Annotated in this window: 13 protein-coding genes; all 13 read left to right on the top strand. The window is 66.6% G+C overall.

Translation table 11 applies throughout. The features are described 5' to 3' along the window. Positions 1-50: 50 nt before the first annotated feature. Entirely contained in the window at positions 51-836 is a 786-nt protein-coding gene (locus FB388_RS03525; RefSeq protein WP_142096807.1) for a hypothetical protein, read from the top strand. Positions 837-1,010: 174 nt separating this feature from the next. Then, positions 1,011-1,484, top strand: coding sequence for a hypothetical protein (locus FB388_RS03530; protein ID WP_142096810.1), 474 nt, complete (start codon positions 1,011-1,013; stop codon positions 1,482-1,484). A 698-nt stretch (positions 1,485-2,182) separates the two neighbouring features. Beyond that, positions 2,183-2,404 (top strand): DUF4365 domain-containing protein, encoded by a 222-nt coding sequence (locus tag FB388_RS39780; protein ID WP_211361745.1) that lies wholly within the window; start codon positions 2,183-2,185, stop codon positions 2,402-2,404. Between the two features lie 1,255 nt (positions 2,405-3,659). Then, positions 3,660-4,463: a hypothetical protein gene (locus FB388_RS03540; protein ID WP_142096813.1), complete on the top strand. Its 804-nt coding sequence runs from the start codon at positions 3,660-3,662 to the stop codon at positions 4,461-4,463. Beyond that, a complete protein-coding gene (locus tag FB388_RS03545) occupies positions 4,460-5,020 on the top strand; it encodes a DUF1788 domain-containing protein (RefSeq protein ID WP_142096815.1) in 561 nt (186 codons plus the stop codon). The genes FB388_RS03540 and FB388_RS03545 overlap by 4 nt, the downstream gene beginning before the upstream one ends. Next, positions 5,017-8,484 carry a BREX system P-loop protein BrxC gene (brxC, locus tag FB388_RS03550; protein ID WP_142096818.1) on the top strand — a complete coding sequence of 1,156 codons (3,468 nt, stop codon included), beginning with the start codon at positions 5,017-5,019 and terminating at the stop codon, positions 8,482-8,484. Before FB388_RS03545 ends, brxC begins: the two co-directional genes overlap by 4 nt. Further along, entirely contained in the window at positions 8,484-11,681 is a 3,198-nt protein-coding gene (locus FB388_RS39195) for a DNA methyltransferase (protein ID WP_170225458.1), read from the top strand. Before brxC ends, FB388_RS39195 begins: the two co-directional genes overlap by 1 nt. Next, positions 11,678-13,993 (top strand): BREX-1 system phosphatase PglZ type B, encoded by a 2,316-nt coding sequence (gene pglZ, locus FB388_RS03560; RefSeq protein WP_142096821.1) that lies wholly within the window; start codon positions 11,678-11,680, stop codon positions 13,991-13,993. The genes FB388_RS39195 and pglZ overlap by 4 nt, the downstream gene beginning before the upstream one ends. Next, positions 13,990-14,358 (top strand): nucleotidyltransferase family protein, encoded by a 369-nt coding sequence (locus tag FB388_RS03565; RefSeq protein WP_246121558.1) that lies wholly within the window; start codon positions 13,990-13,992, stop codon positions 14,356-14,358. The genes pglZ and FB388_RS03565 overlap by 4 nt, the downstream gene beginning before the upstream one ends. Then, entirely contained in the window at positions 14,348-14,740 is a 393-nt protein-coding gene (locus FB388_RS03570; RefSeq protein ID WP_142096826.1) for a HepT-like ribonuclease domain-containing protein, read from the top strand. Before FB388_RS03565 ends, FB388_RS03570 begins: the two co-directional genes overlap by 11 nt. Further along, positions 14,733-17,210, top strand: coding sequence for a BREX system Lon protease-like protein BrxL (gene brxL / locus FB388_RS39200; protein ID WP_170225459.1), 2,478 nt, complete (start codon positions 14,733-14,735; stop codon positions 17,208-17,210). The genes FB388_RS03570 and brxL overlap by 8 nt, the downstream gene beginning before the upstream one ends. Before the next feature lie 557 nt (positions 17,211-17,767). Continuing rightward, complete coding sequence (locus FB388_RS03580) at positions 17,768-18,901, top strand: helix-turn-helix domain-containing protein (protein WP_142096829.1); 1,134 nt, start codon at positions 17,768-17,770, stop codon at positions 18,899-18,901. After that, the gene (locus FB388_RS03585; RefSeq protein WP_142096832.1) at positions 18,901-19,383 is read left to right on the top strand and encodes a flavoprotein; all 483 of its coding nucleotides are present in this window, start codon (positions 18,901-18,903) and stop codon (positions 19,381-19,383) included. The genes FB388_RS03580 and FB388_RS03585 overlap by 1 nt, the downstream gene beginning before the upstream one ends. Positions 19,384-19,495 lie beyond the last annotated feature (112 nt).

The raw sequence follows: 19,495 nt of genomic DNA on the forward strand, positions 1-19,495 counted from the left end.
ATGCGGCCCCGCAGGTATCCGGCCACACTCGCGAGCAATCCAGCGCGATCGTGACAGCTCGACGCGCCGACCCCGTAGCTGCTGCGGGTGACGGCGATACCGGTGCGTCTGAGCGCATTGCCACGGATGATGCGGTGGTCGGTAGTCATTACGCCACCGGTCGAGAGCTCATCGAGCGAGTTCACGAAGCGGTCAAGCGTGACCCGTCTCTTGCGGACCACCCGGATCTGGCCGATTGGCTGCTGGTCCTGGCACACCTGGACGCAAGCCCGATCGATGTGAGCGGCCCGGCCGCCGTCGCCATCGAATCGATCATCGGTCGTTCAGGGGACGCTGCTTCCGCCTCCCTGGCGAGGAAGCTCCATCCCCTCGTCAGGGTGCGGCTGGGTCTCACCTCACCGGCCCTGTACATGGTCTGGGGGCTGACCTGCGTCGCCGCGTTCCTCGCGCCCGCATTCTTGGTGGTGAACTTCTTCCTGATCCCGCATCAAGGCTTCCTCCTCGGCCTGCCGGCGGATGTCGTCGTACTGGTGACGCTGGCCGGGGCGGCCGGGAGTGTCGTCAGCCTGTTGACCCGGGTGCGGGAGTTCGATCGCCAGCGCAAGTCCCCACGTGCGGTTCTCTTCTTGACGGGCCTCTTCCGGCCGATCATCGGAACCATATTCGGCATGTTCGTCTACCTCCTCCTGCTGTCGGAGTTGTTGCCGATCGAGGTGCCTGCAGGCCCAGCAGTGGGCTTCTACCCGGCCATTGCGTTCATCGCGGGATTCAGTGAGCGCTTCGTGCCCGATGTCGTCGACCAGGCCGAGCGCGGGATCGTGGGTAGAAGGCTCTAGGCCCGTGGCGCCAGACGTGCGACGAGCGGTGGAACCGAAGCGGGTCGGCCGTCGTCCATGCCGGCCATGGACAACTCTCACCGTTCGACCTACCAGTGCCTGGCTGCCCGTGCACGCCGTTCCATCGTGCGGATTCGACGCTTGCTGGTCTTCGTCGGTCTTGCGCTCGTCGCGATGACACCAACCACAGCCGCCGCCACGGTGCCCGGCGCTGTCGCCCAGTATCTGCCGTGTCCCGTCCCGACGGACGATCCCGCGCGGTACGACGGCCCGAACGCCCCCTTCCGCTGCCACTCGGCGGTTGCCGACCCGAACGGCCTGGTCGTCATCCTCCGCGAGGGACGAGCCGCTGTCGCCGGCCCCGGCCCGTTCGGGCGCCAGCACGCCGCGATCGACCGCGGCGTCAGCGACGACGTGATCGCACGGGTGGTGAGCACCGTCCAGCCGCTCGATGGGCAGCAGCGGAGGTTGCACTACGTCGAGGAGATCCGGATGGGCTCGGAGGCCGTCGAGGTCTGGGTGGTGGTCGACCGCGCGCCGTCGAGGCAGGCGCCGGACACCCGGCCGTTCGGGGTGATCACGGCATTCTGCCGGGATGTGGGAGGCGGGGAGTCGGAGAGGTGCCCGTCGTGGGTGAGCGCCGGATGATCTCGACGACGCCGGCTGCGACCTCCGTGACCGAGGGCAGGGGGCAGGGGGCAGGGGGCAGGTAGATCAGCGAGGAGCCCGTTGAGGAACCTCATCGCCCGGGCCTCGGCGGCGAGGTTGGAGGGGAGGCCCGACAGGATTCGGAATCACTTGCCGTCGGGATGAGAGCTGATCACTGAGCGCGACCACCGGGAGGCATCCGGCTGGAGCCATTAGGGCCGATCGCGTGTTGGCGCAGGCCAACTCGTAACGCTACAGAGAGGACGAACGGTATCCAGCTCGCTGCCGACCGTCCGGCCCGAGCGGACGGTTCGGCACGGGACAACGGGTGGGCAGCCGGGGGGACAGGCGGATGGCGCAGTCGAGCACGTCATCGACCAGATGGATCGCCGGGGCGGCACGAGTGCTCTGACGTGCCTGCGAGCATGACCGGTATCCCTTGGCGCGCGCATCAGGGCCGGTTGGAGAGGACTACGTCCGCGTGCTTGCCACCGCGGCCGGACTCACCGTCTCGAAATGCGACCTCGACGTCGACGGGGTCGACCTGCAGATTACCTTGCCGGACGACGTCGGTTCGGTGCGCTCCCCTCGCATCGAGGTTCAGGTCAAGACGCCATCGCGGCTCTGGCCGGTGGACGGCGTATTCCGCTACGACGGCCTCAACGGCTGGCAGTTCAACAAGCTCGCCGGGCGGCTTCATGGTGCCGCGCTACTTGTTCCTCCTGACAGTGCCGCGAGAGGCAGCGCGGTACGCCGACCTCAATCACCACGGGTTGCTGCTCAGGCACATCGATTATTGGACCTCGCTGCACGCGCACCAGACGGTGCCGGAAGGCCTGGCGAGCGTCCGAGTCAAGGTGCCGACGGCCAACGTCCTCACCGTGCCGCGGCTGCGGGACCTCGTCGAGGCGGCCCGATGACCCTCCGCGTCGCCGATATCTCGAGCTACCTGGATGCCACCGGTTGGCACCGCACTCCCGAGACATGGCGTGGCGCCGTGATCTGGTCAGCTGGGCAGACCGAGGTCCTGGTCCCGCCGACCGACGACCTGGGGGACGCGGACTTGCGCATCCGCGAACTGCTCGCCGGGCTCGCCACTGTTGAGGCGCGTGACCCCGCCGATATCGCAAGGGACATCGGCTCCCCGTTCGCCGACACGACCACCTTCCGGACGGGCCCGCTTCCCCTGGCGGAGGGAGCCGACGTCGTGGCCGGACTCCACAGGATGGTCCTCACCGCGGCCCGCATCGTCGTCGAAGGCCCACGGCGTTCGTTCGTCGGGCGGCCACCCGCAAAGGTGTCCGGGCTGCTCGGATCGACCGGTCTCGCCACTGGGCACATCCCCGGCTTCAGCGTGTCGTTGTCGCTCGACGTCGCTTCGGACATCGGTCGAGATGTGGCGATCCAGCTTTTCGACGCGACGAGCGCGGTCCAGGAGTCGATCGAGCAGCCCGACGACGCGGCGCTCGACGGCGTGGCCGCCGCCGGTGTCTCCGCCGGCTTTGCGCTGCCGTGGGCGATCTCGGCCAGGACTCCTTCGAGCTCGACTTCCGGTGAGCGCACGGCGTGCGCACCGGTTTGCCCACCCGGACGCTGGCGCGCAACCGCACCCCTCCCACCGCGACCCCCGGGCTGTTCTACGTCGCTGACGATAGAGGAGGCGCCGCCACCACGCGTCCGGCGCGCTCACGGAGGAGGAGGTGCTCCGGCGGGCGAGAGCGGGGTCGGAGTAGCGCCGCGATCTCCCAGAAGCTGTGGGCGGCCGGTGGCGGCAGCCCCGACAGCTGCAGGGCCAGGCCGCTGCGGTGGGCGGTCTCGATCAACAGCGTCGTGCCGTCGGGCGATCGCGACGGATCCTCTCGATGAGTTCCATGGTCGGTAGCTCATGAAGATCACGCGGTGGCCGTCTCAGATCACGACGCCCCACCGCTCACCGGTGGGGAACTCATGCACCACCTTCGAGGAGACGACCCTTGTAGTCTCGGCCACCACGTTCGCCACGATGGTCAGGACGAGTGTTTCGGGACGTGGGGAGGAGGCCACGATGGATGAGCAGGTAGCAAGAAGCCCAAGGTCGGACCATCGAAGGGCCGGCGAGCGACCTGACGCGGCCTGTCAAGGGCTCGAACGAGGCGCGTGGCGCCCCAGCGGTCACGACGGTTCGAGGTCCTTCCGGTGACCGTGATGGACGATCGTCTCCGCGAGCATGCCACCGAGATTGTTCCGGGCGATCGGTCCGGCGGCCCCAGCACCAGCCAGACGATCATGGTGTCGAGTCTGAGCACCCTCCTGCAGCTGCTTCCTCCGGAGGCGCCAGCCAACTCCTACCGCATTGCGGTCATCGACGAGAACGTCCTCGGAAAGAGGACAGCCGGTGCTCGCGAATGGGCATTCCGCCAGCTACGCCGCTTCTACGTCCTCGACCCGGCGTCGCTGCTCTTCCGCGCACTGCGCGATCTCTGGCCTGACCCCGAACCAGATCGACCGCTGCTCGCGATGCTCTGTGCGATGGCCCGGGATCCCGTCCTGCGGGCCAGCGCGCCGATGGTTCTGGCCTCCGACATCGGCACCGTTATCGGGCCGGACGACTTCGAGAAGATGATCGATGAGACCTTTCCCGGGGCCTATCGCGCCAGCACACGACGGGGGACGGCCCAGAAGCTGGCGTCGTCCTGGCAGCAGTCGGGCCACCTCGATGCCCAGACCCCGTCGCGCAAGATCCGCGCCCGCGCAACGAGCTCGCCATCGACCTTGGCCTACGCATTGCTGCTCGGGCATTTGCAGGGCGTGCGTGGCGCCGCTCTCCTCGAGACGCCGTGGGCGCAGGTACTCGACCAGCCTAGGTCGCGCCTCGTCGACCTCGGTGTCGCCGCATCGCAGCGTGGGATGCTGGAGTTCCGCCATGCCGGGGGGTTGATCGACGTGAGCTTTCACGAGCTCCTCCGCCCGTTCGACGACGATGGGCAATTGCACCTATGAGCTACGTCGACGGCCTTCTGCACGCGTACTCGAAGTTCGTCGCGCTCCCATGGCAGCGCAATCTCGCACCTCCGCAGCGCGTATGGATGGCGGTCTACCCGCCCGAGCACGAGCGGCGGCTCCGACTCTACGTTCCCGAGTTCGGCACCGCCACGAACCGGCACGGCCATTCCTGGGCCCTCGTCGACATCAGCAGAACGTTCGAAGCGTGGATGGCTGCCCTGAGCTACCGCGACTCGTACTTCGAAGACCCCGAGCTGCTCGAGACGGCTCTGCCGGCGTACTTCGACCATCTCGTTGACGACGTTCGCGCTCGCTTGACCGCACACTCCGACCCCCATGGCGTGGTCGGACTCCTTGGAGCCGGCACCCTGTTCGGCCTCGGTGCTGCCGTCAAGGTGTCCGCCCTCGTGAACGCGGTCCACGATGCCGTCGCCGGCCGGCTGCTGGTCTTCTTCCCGGGCGAGCACAGCGGTCACAGTTACCGTCTGTTGGATGCTCGTGACGGATGGAACTATCAGGCGACAGCGATCACCCCCGACGGAAGTAGTCGATGACGATCACCAATCGAGACCTGTTCCATCGCGACCCGACGACGTCGACGATCCCGAACGACGGAGTTGCGCAGGTCGGGCGTCCGGAGACCGATCAGCAGTGGGACGTGCTCCGGTGGGAGCTCGGGAGCTTCGTCTGTGACGGCCAATACGAACGTGGTCTCGAGCGCATACTTGACAGCTTCCTCACCCACCTAAGCCAGGATCAGCAGCCGGCTGTGTGGGTGAGCGGCTTCTACGGCAGCGGCAAGTCGCACCTGGCTCGGGTCCTGGAACATCTTTGGCGCAACGTCGAGATTCCTGGTGGCGGCCGAGCTCGTGACCTGGTCAAGGTTACGGACGACATCCGCGATCACCTCACCGAGCTGGCGACGGCCAGCAAGCGTTTGGGCGGCCTGTGGTCGGCGGCGGGCACCCTCGCAGCCGGGCGCCGCGACGCAGTCCGCCTCGCCTTCTTGGCGATCCTGTTCGAGAGCGCCGGCCTGCCGGCCGACTACTCGCGCGCCCGGTTCACGATGTGGGCTGCAAAGAAGGGCTACCTCGACGCCATTCACACCGCGCTCGCGGCCGCGGGCGAGACGTTCGACAAAGAGATCCACCACCTCTACGTCTCGCCGATCATCGCGCAAGCCCTGCTGGACGCGGACCCGAGCCTCGGCAGCTCCGTGAAGGACGTCCGTGACCTGCTCAAGGCACAGTTCCCGGCAACCACGCGCGACATCACCGACGACGAGATGTTCAACGCGATGGACGACGTACTGCGTCTCCAGTCCACAGCCGATGGCAAGCGGCCGCTCACCCTGATCGTGCTCGACGAGATGCAGCAGTATCTCGGCGACGACAACACCATGGCGTTGGCCGTGCAGAACATCGTCCAGGGGTGCTCGGCTCGCTTCGAGAGCCAAGTGCTCTTCGTCGCCACTGGACAGAACGCGCTGACCTCCACCCCGACCCTGCAGAAGCTGACCGACCGCTTTACCGTGCAGGTGGCACTGTCCGATACCGACGTCGAGACCGTCGTTCGTGAGGTTGTGCTCCGAAAGAGGCCCGAGCGCGTCCCCGAACTGCGAACGACTCTCGACGGCGCGAGGTTCGAGATCGACAAGCACCTCGGCGGCACTCAGCTCGCCGCGAAGGCGGCCGACCAGCCTGACCTTGTGCCCGACTACCCGCTGCTACCGACCAGGCGCCGGTTTTGGGAGCGGGCACTGCGCGCGATCGACAGCGGCGGCAAGGCCGGTGTTCTCCGATCGCAGCTTCGTATCGTCCACGAGGCCACCCGCCTCGTCGCCGACGAATCGGTCGGCCACGTCATCGGCGCGGATTTCCTCTATGACGAGCAGTCACCCCTCATGCAGCAGAGCGGAGTGCTGCTCAAGGAGATCGACGAGCTCATCCGCGGTCTGCGCACCGACGGGCCCGACGGCGTACTGAAGTCCCGGATCTGCGCGCTGGTCTTCCTCATCAACCAAATTCCGCGAGGGTCGATCGGCGGCGAGACCGGCCTGCGGGCCACCGCGCCGTTCCTCGCCGACCTCCTTGTCGAGGACCTCGCCAACGACGGCGCCCGGTTGCGCAAGAGAGTCCCCGAACTACTCGACGTGCTCGTCACTGAGGCCAGGCTGCAGCGCATCGACGACGAGTACAGGCTCCAGACCGAGGAAGGGGCCGAGTGGGAGAAGGACTATCGGAGCCGCCTGGCCGTCGTGCGCGATGATGCAGCTCGCCTGACCTTGCTCCGCACCGAGCGTCTGGTCGCAGCCGTCAACGCGGCTCTCGGCGGGCTCAAGCTCCCAGCAGGGGCGAGCAAGACCCCACGCACCCTCGGCGTCCACTGGGGGCAGGATGAGCCGACAGCCGGGACCGGCGACGTGCCCGTATGGATCCGCGACGAGTGGTCAGTCACCGCCCCGGCTGTGCGGAAGTCGGCCACCGAAGCCGGCGTCGACAGTCCGATCGTGTTCGTCCTACTGCCCAAGCACGAGGCCGAGCAGATCAAGCACACCCTGGCGAGCCACGCGGCCGCGGAGGACACGCTGCGGCGGCCCACCCCGCAGACCGATGAAGGTAAGGCGGCCGAGCGGGCGATGAAGACGCGGCTCGCGCTGGATGACGAGCGGCTCGTGACGCTGTTCGCCGACGTGGTGGCCCGGGCGCGCGTATTCCAGGGTGGCGGCACCGAACCTACCAAGACCACGCTGCGCGACGCCGTTGAGGCGGCGGCGGAGGCGTCCCTCATCCGCCTTTTTCCGAGGTTCGGGGCGGGGGACAACGCAAATTGGGACAAGGTCGTCGCCAAGGCACGCGACGGCGCCCCCGACGCTCTCCTTGCAGTCGGCCACCATGGCGAGCCCGCAACGAACGCCGTGTGCAAGGAGGTCCTGGCGGCGATCAGCTCGGGCGGTATCAAGGGCGTCGAGCTGCACAAGCTCTTCGCCGCGCCGCCATACGGCTGGCCGCGCGACGCCGTCAACGGTGCCGTAATGACTCTGCTCGCCGCAGGCAACGTCCGCGCGGCCCAGGACGGCAAGAGCCTCGCCGGGCCGAAGGAACTTCCTCCCAACCAGATCGGCCGGACCACCTTCTACAAGGAGGACGAACCCCCCACCGTCGGTCACCGCCTCGCCGTCCGTGGCCTGCTCACTGCCGCCGGAATCAAATTCGAGTCCGGGCAGGAGGGCGCCCAGCTCGCCGCGCTCCTGCAAAGGCTCAAGGACCTGGCAGCCCAGGCCGGTGGTCCCCCGCCGCTTCCCGAGCCGCCGACCACTGACCACGTCGACGCACTCCTCGCGCTCGGCGGGAATCAGCGATTCCGCGCTGTCGCCGACAGCAACGATCGGCTGCGCAATGACCTGAACCGCTGGCGCGCCGCTGAGCAGCAGCGCGCGAAGCGGGAATCCGAGTGGCAGGACCTCCAGCGGCTCCTCCGCCACGCTCAGAACCTCTCGGTCGCCACCGAGGTCGCTCCCGCGTACGACGCCATTCGGGACGGTCGCCAGCTCCTCGACGACCCGAACCCAATGACCCCGGTGCTCGCCGCGCTCACGGCCGCGCTGCGCGACGAGTTGAAGAATCGTGCCCAGCGGCTTGCAGCCGCGAAACGAGACGCCGTTGCCGAGCTTGAGGGGTGGGACCGGTGGTCGGCTCTCGACCCAGAGGATCGCCAGTCGATCCTCGCCGAGGCCCAGCTCCAGGCGGTCGAGCAGCCCCACGTGCCAAACGACACAGCCCTGCTCGAGGTGCTCGACGCGACTCCCTTGAAGACGTGGCAGGACCAGATCACGCTCGTTCCTGGTAGGCGTGACCACGCACGTCACCGTGCCGCGGAGCGGCTCGAACCGGAGAGCATCACGGTGTCCCCGCCCGCAGCCATCCTGAAGAACGCCGACGACCTGCAGGCGTACCTCGATGAGCTGCGAGGCCGCGTGGAGCCGCACCTTGGCGCAGGCAGGACCGTGATTCTCTGATGCGCGCACTTCCCGCGAAGGACCGAAAGCGCCTGGAGTCGGCCGTGCTGGCCGCCAGGCGGGTGTCCGAGAGTGCATGTCGTGCCGCGATCGACATGCTCGGCGTGTTCGCCGACAAGCGCCCCGACCATCTCGGCAGCGAGCAAGCCGCGCTGCGCAACGGGCTTCGGGCGAGGTGGCGCCAGCTCGGCCTCGACCGTGAGCTGCTCGTCGCCGAGTGCGCCTACGAGCAATGGCACCGGCTGCTGTTCGCGCGGTTCCTCGCCGAAAACAACCTTCTCCTGCACCCGCAGTACGAGGCTCCCGTCACGCTCTCCGACTGTGAGGAGCTGGCCGCCGACCTGAGGGAGCCCGACGCCTGGGCGGTGGCGGCGCGGTTCGCGTCGGAGATCCTTCCTGGCATCTTCCGGCTAGCTGACCCGTGCGTGAGGCTGCGCCTTGCCCCCGAGGGCCGCCACGCGCTCGAAGAGATCCTCGACGGCCTCCCTGCGGAGATGTTCGCAGCAGACGATGCGCTGGGGTGGGTTTACCAGTTCTGGCAGAAAAACAAGAAGGATGAGGTGAACGCCTCGGAGCGAAAGATCGGTGGTGCCGACCTTGGGCCGGTGACCCAGCTATTCACCGAGAACTACATGGTCCGGTTCCTGCTGGAAAATTCGCTCGGCGCGTGGTGGGCGGCACGATACCCAGACAGCCCCCTGGTTAAGGGATTCGACTATCTGCGCTTCGCAGATGATGGCCAGCCGGCAGCAGGATCGTTCGAGGGCTGGCCGGAGCGGGTCGCCGAGGTGACGGTGATGGACCCGTGTTGCGGGTCGGGACACTTCCTCGTCGAAGCATTCTCAATGCTCTCGCAGATGCGGGCGGAGGAAGAGGGGCTGTCGGTCGCCGATTCGCAAGACGCAGTTCTGTGTGATAATCTGTACGGTCTCGATATTGACCCCCGATGTGTGCAGATCGCCATGTTTGCGGTGGTGCTCCAAGCATGGAAGACAGGCGGCGGATGGCGTCGACTTAATACGCCGAATATTGCATGCTCCGGACTTCCAGTGAAGGCATCGATTAACGAGTGGAACGAACTTGCCGGCGGAGACGGTAGAATTGAGGGTGCTCTCAGTCGCTTGCACGTCCTTTTTCGTGATGCGGACAGCCTTGGTAGTTTGATCGATCCGTTGCGCATGACGAGCATTGGCGCCCAACGCGGATCACAGCAGTCGCTACTGGAGATCGACTGGTCTCAGCTGGCGCCGTTACTCTCGGCGGCAATGACCTTGGAAGGGGGTGAAAACGAAGCAAGCGTCCTCGGAACCAGTGCGCTAGGAATCGCCGCAGCAGCGGAATACCTGTCTCGCAGCTTTACGCTGATCGCGACCAATGTTCCGTACTCGAGCCGTGTATCGCTCACCCCGCAGATCCTTGGATACATCGACTCGTCTCATGCAGATGCGGCAGGCGATCTGGCCACGACCTTCCTCGACCGCAGCATGGCTCTCGGCTACACGGTCGCCATTGTTTCGCCACAGAACTGGCTCTATCAGCCTTGGTATAAGCGATTTCGACAGCGACTACTTCAGAAGGCAAGCTGGAGACTGCTGGCCCGCCTTGGCGCAGGCGCGTTCAAGCAAATTAGTGGCGAGGTCGTGAATGTTGCACTCATAGTTGTTGACAACGTCAGGCCATCCGATTCGCATCTACTCGGATATGTGGACGTTCAGGAATTCGGAGCGGCAGATGTCAAAGACGGAAGTCTTAAGTCCGAGCAGGTATCTGAGCTTCTCCAGGGTGACATGCTCAATAACCCCGATGCCCGAATCGCCCGTCCCGCGGCAGACGCGACGCCGCTCCTCGCAGAGAGGGCCGATTCCGCACAAGGAATTTGCACCGGCGATTATGCGCGATTTGGGCGCAATTTTTGGGAACTAGATAGAATCAACAACGGCTGGGCCCGCCAGCAGAGCACTGTTTCGACGCCCAAGGCCTATGGAGGGCGTGAATGGGTCCTGCTATGGCAGGGCGGAAACGGCGAGCTTCAGGAGCACGTTCGGCTCCGGCTTGGAGCTGGTCGGGAGGGCTCCTGGATTCGAGGGATCGAATTCCTTGAAAGGCGCGGTGTCGTCGTATCGCAATCGGGCGACCTCAAGGTCACCCTTTATACGGGTGACCTTTTGGACAACAATGCGGCGGTGATTGTGCCATTCGACGAAGAGCTCCTGCCGGCATTGTGGGCCTACTGCTCGTCGCCAGAGTATCGACTAAACGTTCGAAACATCGACTCGGCACTCAAAGTTACAAACAAGACACTCCTCAAGGTGCCCTTTGATGAGGCTCGATGGCGCAAGGTAGCGAATGAGGTGGGTCCGCTCCCGGCGCCTTGGTCGGATGATCCGACACAATGGTTATTCGCCGGTCGGCCGGACCAATCCACAGCATCCTTGCAGGTGGCTGTCGGGCGGCTTCTCGGCTATCGCTGGCCTGATCAGGCGGAATCCGACGAGCTCGACTCTTTCGTCGATAACGATGGAATCGCGTGTATTCCGGCGGTCGCAGGGGAGGCGCGGGCCTCAGACCGGGTGCAGCAACTGCTCGCCACGGCATACGATTCCTGGTCCCCGGCAACGCTCAAGGGTATATTGGAGCAGGCTGGGAGCAAAAAGCCGAACCTTGCCGAGTGGTTGCGGGACGAATTCTTCAAGCAGCACTGCGCTCTGTTCGGGAACCGGCCGTTCATCTGGCACATCTGGGATGGACTGAAGGATGGCTTCTCGGCGCTCGTGAACTACCACCGGCTCGACCGCAAGACCCTGGCTAAGCTCACCTATTCTTACCTCGGCCAGGACTGGGTCGAACGTCTGCGGGCCGAGATCCGCGACGAGGTTGCCGGGGCCGAGGCGCGGCTTGCGGCGGCGCTGGAATTGAAGCGCAAGCTCGAGCTGATCCTCGACGGCGAGCAGCCCTACGATATCTACGTGCGATGGAAGGCGCCGCACGAGCAGCCTATGGGCTGGGAGCCCGACCTCAACGACGGGGTCCGCCTGAACATCCGACCGTTCGTGACAGCAGGGGTGCTGCGGACTCCGTTCAACATCCACTGGAAGAAAGACCGCGGCAAGGATCCGGACGGCTCAGAGCGGCTCAATGACATCCACATGTCCGTGGCCGAGAAGCAAGAAGCGCGAAAGCGGGCCGGTCTACCGTGAGCGACACCGTTCTCGACCGCCTAGTTGAGTGCCTGGCCAAGGCGTCGGCGTTCGACCCCAACGTGCAGGAGGCGCCCGTCGCGCTGCTGTGGCCCGACGAGGAGGCGCGGTGGCAGTCGGTGATCGGTCGGATCGCCGGCCGGGTACCGCTGGTTTCTCTCGGTGCCTTCGAGCCGGCGCAGCAGCGTGGGCCGGCGTATTGGGTCCGGTGTGTGGTGGCCGGGACGATCGACGCGGGACTCGCCGATGGGCGGCCCGTCATCTACCTGCCGGGGGTGCCGCAGGGCGCGGTCCGCGCTGTCGAAACCTGCGCCCCGGAGCTCGCGCCGATCGCCGAGCTGCAGTACCGCAGCAGATGGTTCGCCAACCCCAAGGGGCGGGACTGGACCGTGCGGGCACTGCTTGCCGATGCCGAGCACGGCCTGGGACTGATGGTGGCCGACAACGCCCAGACAAATGCGGCCTTGCTTCTGGCACTCGATAAGCTTCTCGACGTCCCGATCAACCGCCTGAAGAATCAGGTGCTCGACGCCGACTACTGCAATCAGTTGGTCAACCCCGATCCGCCCAGCTTGCTGCTCGGATGGCTCGACGACCCCGCCGGCTATCGCAGCCGGCTACCAAGGGCGCAGTGGGTGGCATTCGTGCAGCAGTGCAAGGCCGATTACGGCTTCGATCCTGAGTTGGACGGCGAGATCGCCGCTGCGCGCCGACTTGCTGCGCGGGACGGGAATTGGGATCTGGTCTGGAAGCGCTTCGCGGAGATGCCGCAGGGTTACCGAGGGGTCCCCGAGCAGCTCCGCAAGGCTCGCCCGCTGGAGTTCCACGTCGACAACCCGCCGGCGTGGCCGCAGGACAACGAGAACGATGAGGACCACCTCCGGAGCAGGCTCGCGGACTGCGCCATCTTGAATCCGGAGGGTGCTCGTAAAGAGATCGCTAGGCTCAACGATGAGCACGCGCGCCGCCGCACTACCGTCTGGGCCGGCCTGGGTCAGGCACCCCTCGCTTTCGCCCTCGAGCAGCTCGTCGCACTGGCCGAACTTACCGCACAACCGCTCGCCGCGAACGACCTCATTTCACTTGCGAGCGACTACACCGATCGCGGTTGGCGAGTAGATGACACTTTCCTGCGTGCGCTTGGAGCAGCGCCCGCACGAGCAGATCGAGCGGCGGTCGCGGCGGCGGGCACCGTCTTGTACCGCGCGTGGGCGGACTCAGCGGCCCGGGCAATGCAGACGATCATCGGTCCGATGGCGAATGCGTACAACTACGAGGCGACGGGACCGGCGTCCACGGCACCCGGTGTGGTGTCAGTTTTCGTCGATGGCTTCCGCCTTGACATCGCCCACCGGGTCCAGGATCGCCTTGTCACCGCCGGGCTGGCCGTGGAGTGCGCGACAGGGCTCGCCGCTCTTCCGACCGTGACGGCTACGGCAAAGGCGGCATTGGCTCCCGTGGGGAGGGATGCGTTGACGGCCGGCCCGGGCCTGCAGTCGAGGAACACCGCCACCGGGACAGCGGCGTCGATCGCGGTTCTTCGTTCCCTCATGGGCGACAACGGAGTGCAGGTATTGGGGTCGACCGAGGTCGGCGACCCGACCGGCTCGGCATGGGCCGAGGCGGGCGAGCTGGACCGTCGTGGCCATGACGTAGGCAGTCGCCTGGTCGACTACCTCGATGAGGAGGTCGACAGGATCGTCGGTCGTGTCCGCGAGCTCCTCGACGCCGGCTGGTTGCGTGTGGACGTCCTGACCGATCACGGCTGGCTGCTGATGCCCGGCGGCTTGGAGAAGGTCGAGCTTCCGGCGGCCACCACGGAGGTCAAGAAGGGCCGTTGCGCGCGGGTGAAGGACGGCGCAGTCGTCGAGGTTCCAACTGTGCCGTGGTTCTGGGACCGGGATGTGCGCATCGCTGTCGCACCGGGTCTGACGTGTTTTGAGGCAGGCAAGGAGTACGAACACGGCGGCGTCAGCCCGCAGGAGTGCATAGTGCCGAGGTTGACGGTCACGGCTTCCGCAGCAATGACTGCGACCGGTGGCCCGGAGATCAGGAAGGTGACCTGGCTGGGATTGCTGTGCCGGATCGAGCTGTCCGGCGCCGGGCACGGCGTGGTCGCTGACCTGCGCGGCCTCGCCGCTGATCCGAACACGAGTATCGCGGCCAAGGCCAAGGAGACCTCCGCGCCGGGAAGGGTCTCGCTCGCCGTGCCTGACGAGGATCTCGAAGGCCAGCGTGCCCACCTTGTGCTGGTCGGACCCGATGGCGAGATTCTCGCCGATCGCGATGTGATCGTGGGGAGGAACCGGTGAGTGACCCCAGGCCGGATCGTTGGACGGGCGAACGTGGGCCGAACGAGTGGAGTGCGGGCAGCGTGCGCACCGAGGCGTGGGGCGGTGTAGATGCCGATCGGCTGGATGCCGTGTGCCGGCAGTACCGTATCTCGGCACTGTACGTCTTCGGCTCCGTTGCCCGCGGCGAGGCGGCATCGACCAGCGACGTCGATCTGCTCTATGACCTTGAGCTGGGAGCGCACCTGGGCTGGGAGATCGAGGATCTCTCCGACTCGCTGGCAGAGATCTTCGGTCGGCCCGTCGATCTGGTTTCTCGGGCGGCCCTGCACCCGTTGCTCAGGGCCACGGTCCTGGAGGAGGCGAGAGTCGTCTATGAAGCGTGACCTTATCCTCCTGCGCGAGATGATCAACGCGGCCGAGCAGGCCCAGAGCCTTGTTGAAGGGCGCACCGCCTCCGAAGTCGACGGCGACCGCCTGCGCCGCGACGCACTCATGTGGAACTTTACGGTGCTCGGCGAGGCGGCAACGCTCGTGTCGGATGCGACGAAGGTCCGGTTCCCGACGATCCCTTGGCGGAACCCGGCCCGGCTGCGCAACCGCGTCGTCCACGGCTACTGGTCAGTGGACGTAAGTGTCCTGCATACCACGGCCTCGGAGCAGCTCGGTGAGTTCGTCCGTCAGCTTCGGGACGCGGCGGCCGTGCTGGAAGTCGAAGACGAACAGCCACCGGTATCCGGTTCGGAGGCGAGCGGAACCGATGAGTGACCTCGACGCGCTCGATCGGCTCGCGGCGGAGGTGTTCGAGGGCTACCTGGTCCGCAAGGACCTGGCCCAGCAGTTCCGGGGGCAGTACCCGGTGCCCACCTATGTTGGGGAGTTCCTGCTCGGACGCTACTGCGCGACTACAGATCCCGACGAGCTCGCGGAGGGCCTCGCCATCGTCGAGCGAGTCATGAAGGAACGCACGGTGCGTGCCGGCGAGGAGGAGTTGTTCAAGTCCCGGGCCCGCGAGCAAGGCACGGTCAAGATCGTCGACCTACTGCGGGCGCGGCTCGATGCCAAGGCCGACTCCTACAAGGCCGAGCTCCCGAGCCTGCAACTGGGCGACATCCATATCTCCGCGGACCTCGTCAACGCCCACGATCGGATGCTCACTGGCGGGTTCTACGCCGAAGTCTCCCTCGAGTACATCGCCGCGTTGGCTCGTGACACCGGTGGCGCGCCGTTCCGGGTGGACGCGGTCCGACCTATCCAGATGTCCACCCGCGACGCCCTCGACACGTTCGTGCGGGGCCGGAGCCAGTTCACCCTGGACCAGTGGCGCGAGCTGTTGCTGCGCAGCGTCGGCTTCGAGCCGGCACGGTTCAGTCGCCGCGAGCAGGACGTCCTGTTCGCGCGCATGGTCCCGTTTGTGGTGCCGAACTACAACGCAGTCGAACTCGGTCCGCGCGGCACCGGGAAGTCGCACCTGTTCCAGCAAGTTTCGCCGTATGCGCATCTGGTCTCCGGCGGCAAGGCGACCATCGCCAACATGTTCGTCAACAACGCGACGGGACGTCGCGGACTCGTTGCTCAGTACGACGTCGTCTGCTTTGACGAGGTTTCTGGTGTCTCGTTCGACTCCAAGGATGGAGTGAACATCCTCAAAGGATTTATGGAGTCCGGGGAGTTCAGTCGTGGCAAGGAGAGTATCCGCGCCGACGGGGGCATCGTGATGGTGGGCAACTTCGACGTCGACGTGGCCGACGAGCTGCGCCGCGGCCACCTGTTCGGGCCGATGCCGAAGGAGATGCGCGACGACACCGCGTTCCATGATCGAATCCATGGCTACCTGCCCGGTTGGGACGTGCCCAAGCTCGACCCGTCGTACTTCACCGCTCACTACGGGTTCGTCAGCGACTTCCTGGCCGAGTGCTGGAGCCAGCTCCGGCGTACGTCCCGCATGGGCGTGATCCAGGACCGTCTCGAGTGGAGCGACCAGCTATCCGGTCGCGACCGTAAGGCGGTGAACAACACCGTGAACGGGCTGATAAAGCTACTGTGGCCGGATCCAGCAACTGATGTTCCTGATGACGCGCTGGCGTGGGCCGCCGAGCTCGCGCTAGAGCTGCGCCGGCGGGTGAAGGAGCAGCAGGCGCTCATCGGCGCCGCCGAGTTCGGCAAGGTCGATCTCGGCTACCGCATCGGTGACCGACCCGAGAAGATCGTCTACTGCGACGAATCGGTACAGCACAGACGGCGTGATACGGGCGAGCCGGACTCTGCCGCCAGCAGGAGGACACGGGACAGCGAGGTCCTGCCCGAGCCTGATCCGGCGGAGGTTCGATATTCGACTGGCGCAAAGGCCACTTCCTATGCTGCCGGTGACGTCATCGATGGCCGCTTCGAAGTCCTTAGCATCCTTGGCCAAGGGGGCTTCTCGAAGGTGTACCGAGTCCGCGACGATGTCGAGGAAGAAGAGCGCGCGCTCAAGCTATTCGACAGCGCTGCGGGCTACAACGCCGTGCGGCGCGAAATCGCGGCTCTGCGCAAGGTGAGGCATCCAAACATCGTCGAGGTGTTCTGGGCTGGCAAGACGGGCGCAGGCGAGTGGTACCTCATCACAGAGTACATCGACGGCGAATCGCTCGACGAGTACGCTACAGGGCGTCGCCACCTGCGTGATCGCGAAGCCGTCGATGTTGCCCTGGACATACTCGACGCGTTGATCGCCATCCACCCCGACTCCGCGCGCATCGAGGAGCTGGACCGAAAGAAGCACGGTGCCGACGGCTTGTCTGGCGCCGAGTTCGAGGAATGGATGGAGCTCCAGGACAAAGGGCTCGTGCATCGGGACATCAAGCCACTCAACGTCATGCTGACCCGCACCGGCGCGAAGCTGCTCGACTTCAACATCGCCTCGCGCGTCGGCGATCCGGTGCGGACCCAGTCCGGGACGCCCCCCTACCAGGCGCCCGACGCGAACCTCACCCGATGGGACGTCTCCACAGACCTCTTCGCGGTCGGCGTGATGCTGTACGAGTTGCTGTGCAATGGCGAGCATCCGTACCCCGGATCGTTGCCGTTGGCTGGCGAGTCGGTGATCGACCCGCGGACGTTCCGTCCAGACCTCCGGCCCGAGCTCGCCGATCTGCTTGTCAGAGCATGTGCGCCGTATCGAAGCGAGCGGTTCTCGACAGCTCAGGAGATGCGGGCCGCCCTGCACGGCGTGCGCAACGGCAAGACGTCAGGTTGATCTCGTAAACGGGAATTCAGGCGACCGAAGCATCTGTCGCGAGTTCCCGCGGGGAGTCGGGGTGGGCGAAGGAGACAGGCATCGAGCCCTTGGTGACGGTTGCGTGCGCGGCCATCTCGGCGCCACAGTCCCAGCCGCCCACGATCAGGCGTGCGGCACGGGTCTGACCTCAGGTCATCTGGTCAAGATCAAAGAGCCTCGCTACGCCCAGCAGCTACACCCAGACAAGCAACCTGCTCGAGCCCAGGCGCTGCCACTAGCTGGACCGAGCACAGGCTGGGTCAGGTCGGTCGGTCGGGCGATGCGCAGCGGCGCCTGTGGTGGCACGCGCTTCGACCTGGGCGCCGCCTGGAGATCGCCTCTGGGATCGGAGGATGACCCGGTCGCTTCTGTATGACGTGCCAACGCTGGTACGCGACGTGCAGCCAGTCGCCAAGGTCGGGCATTTCTGACCGCGCCGCCGAGGAGACAGCGCGGGCGGAGCGAGGTGTTGCTGCGATCCGATCACAACACGGCGGCAGACCCTCGCTGCGGCCGCGCTGTGCCACCATCGACCCGTGACCGAACCGATCGGCCGCCGCATCGCCTTCCACCGGCGCCGCCGGGGCCTCAGCCAGGCTGCCGTGGCAGGCCTGGTCGGTCGATCGGAATCGTGGTTGTCGCAGGTGGAGCGGGGTCTGCGCACCGTCGACAGCTACTCCGTGCTCCGCGACCTTGCCCGCGTTCTCCGGGTCGACATCGGCACGCTGACCGGGAGTGGCAGCGAGCCCGAACGGTCGGTGTGCCACAGCGATCTGGTTGCCATCGAACGGGCCCTCCTGAGCAGTTTCGCGAACGCGCCGATCGCGGACGTCGGGTCGGCCGTTCCGGCGCTGCACGGTGCCTATCAGGCCGCCCACTACGACGAGGTCCTGGCCGCGCTGCCAGGCCTGGTCGAAGCCCTCGACGGGCAGGAGCCGCAGCTGGTCGCCGCCGGCTACACGGTTGTGGCAAAGACCCTCACGAAGATCGGTCAGCACGACCTAGCGCTGGTCGCAGCAGACCGGGCCCGTACTGCGGCACAGCGAGGCGGGGAGCTTGCAGACGTCGGCATGGCCGTCTACCAGGTCGCGTGCGCGCTCCTCCCGACCGCGCGGGCTCCGCTCGCCGAGGAGCTCGCGGTCACGACCGCGACGGAGCTGGACGGCGACAGTCCGGCGATGTGGAGCGTCACCGGCGCGCTCTGGCTCATCGCCGCAGTCGCGGCGGCTCGCCGGATCGATGCAGCGGCCGCCGAGGAGCGGCTCGACCGCGCGCATCAGCTTGCCGACCGGCTCGGTGAGGACGCCAACCACCGCTGGACGGCATTCGGTCCGACGAACGTCGCCATTCATCGGGTCTCGGTCGCCGTCGAGCTCGGCGACGCGCCGGCCGCGCTGGCCGCTGCGGAGGCCGTTGACCTCGACCGGCTTCCGGAGGGGCTGCGTAGCCGCCGGGTACAGGTCCAGCTGGACATCGCCTGGGCGCAGGCCCAGCGGCGGCGGGACGCCGAGGCACTCGTCGCGCTCCTTGAGATCGAGCGGGCGGCGCCGCAGGTGACCCGGCGCAACGCCGTCGCGCGCGACACCATCCGCCAGCTGCTTGCCCGCGCGCGGGGGACGAGCGGGGCGGCAGTACGTGGCCTGGCGCACCGGGCTGGGGTCGCCGTCTAATGGGGGAGCGGCCACTGACGTTCGTCGTGTGCGGGGCGCCCCTCGCCGCCCGTGCGGGAGAGGTGGCCGACGCCCTCCGCGAGGGCTGGAGCGTGTCGATCGTCGTTACCGACGCAGCGGGCCAGTGGTTCCGCGAGCCGTCTGAGCACGACCGGCCTCGGCCCGGTCTCGTCGTCGCTTGCCCGCTCACGTTCAACACGGCCAACAAGGTCGCGGCCGGGATCATGGACACCAGCGCGGCTGGTGCGCTCTGCGACGCGCTCGGGGCCGGCGTGCCGATCGTGGCGGTACCGATGGTCAACAACCGGCTCTGGGGCCATCCGGCGTGGGCGTCGACCCTGCAGACGTTGGTCGATGCCGGCGTTCGCTTCGTCGACCCGCAGTCGGGGCACGTCGGCGATCCCGCACCTGTCCAGTCGGGGACGGGGCAGGAGGTCGTTGCCGCATTCGACCCGGAATGGGTCGTCGCCGCCGTCGGCTGAACCCGCACAATTGTGCGGGTCGCATCGTCCTGTGGGACGAGTAGCCGAATCGCCGGTGTGCTGGCTCGGTGATGAGTCCTTTCGCTCGTGTCCTCGCCGATGGAGACCCACT

Source organism: Pseudonocardia cypriaca (assembly GCF_006717045.1).
Classification (GTDB): domain Bacteria; phylum Actinomycetota; class Actinomycetes; order Mycobacteriales; family Pseudonocardiaceae; genus Pseudonocardia; species Pseudonocardia cypriaca.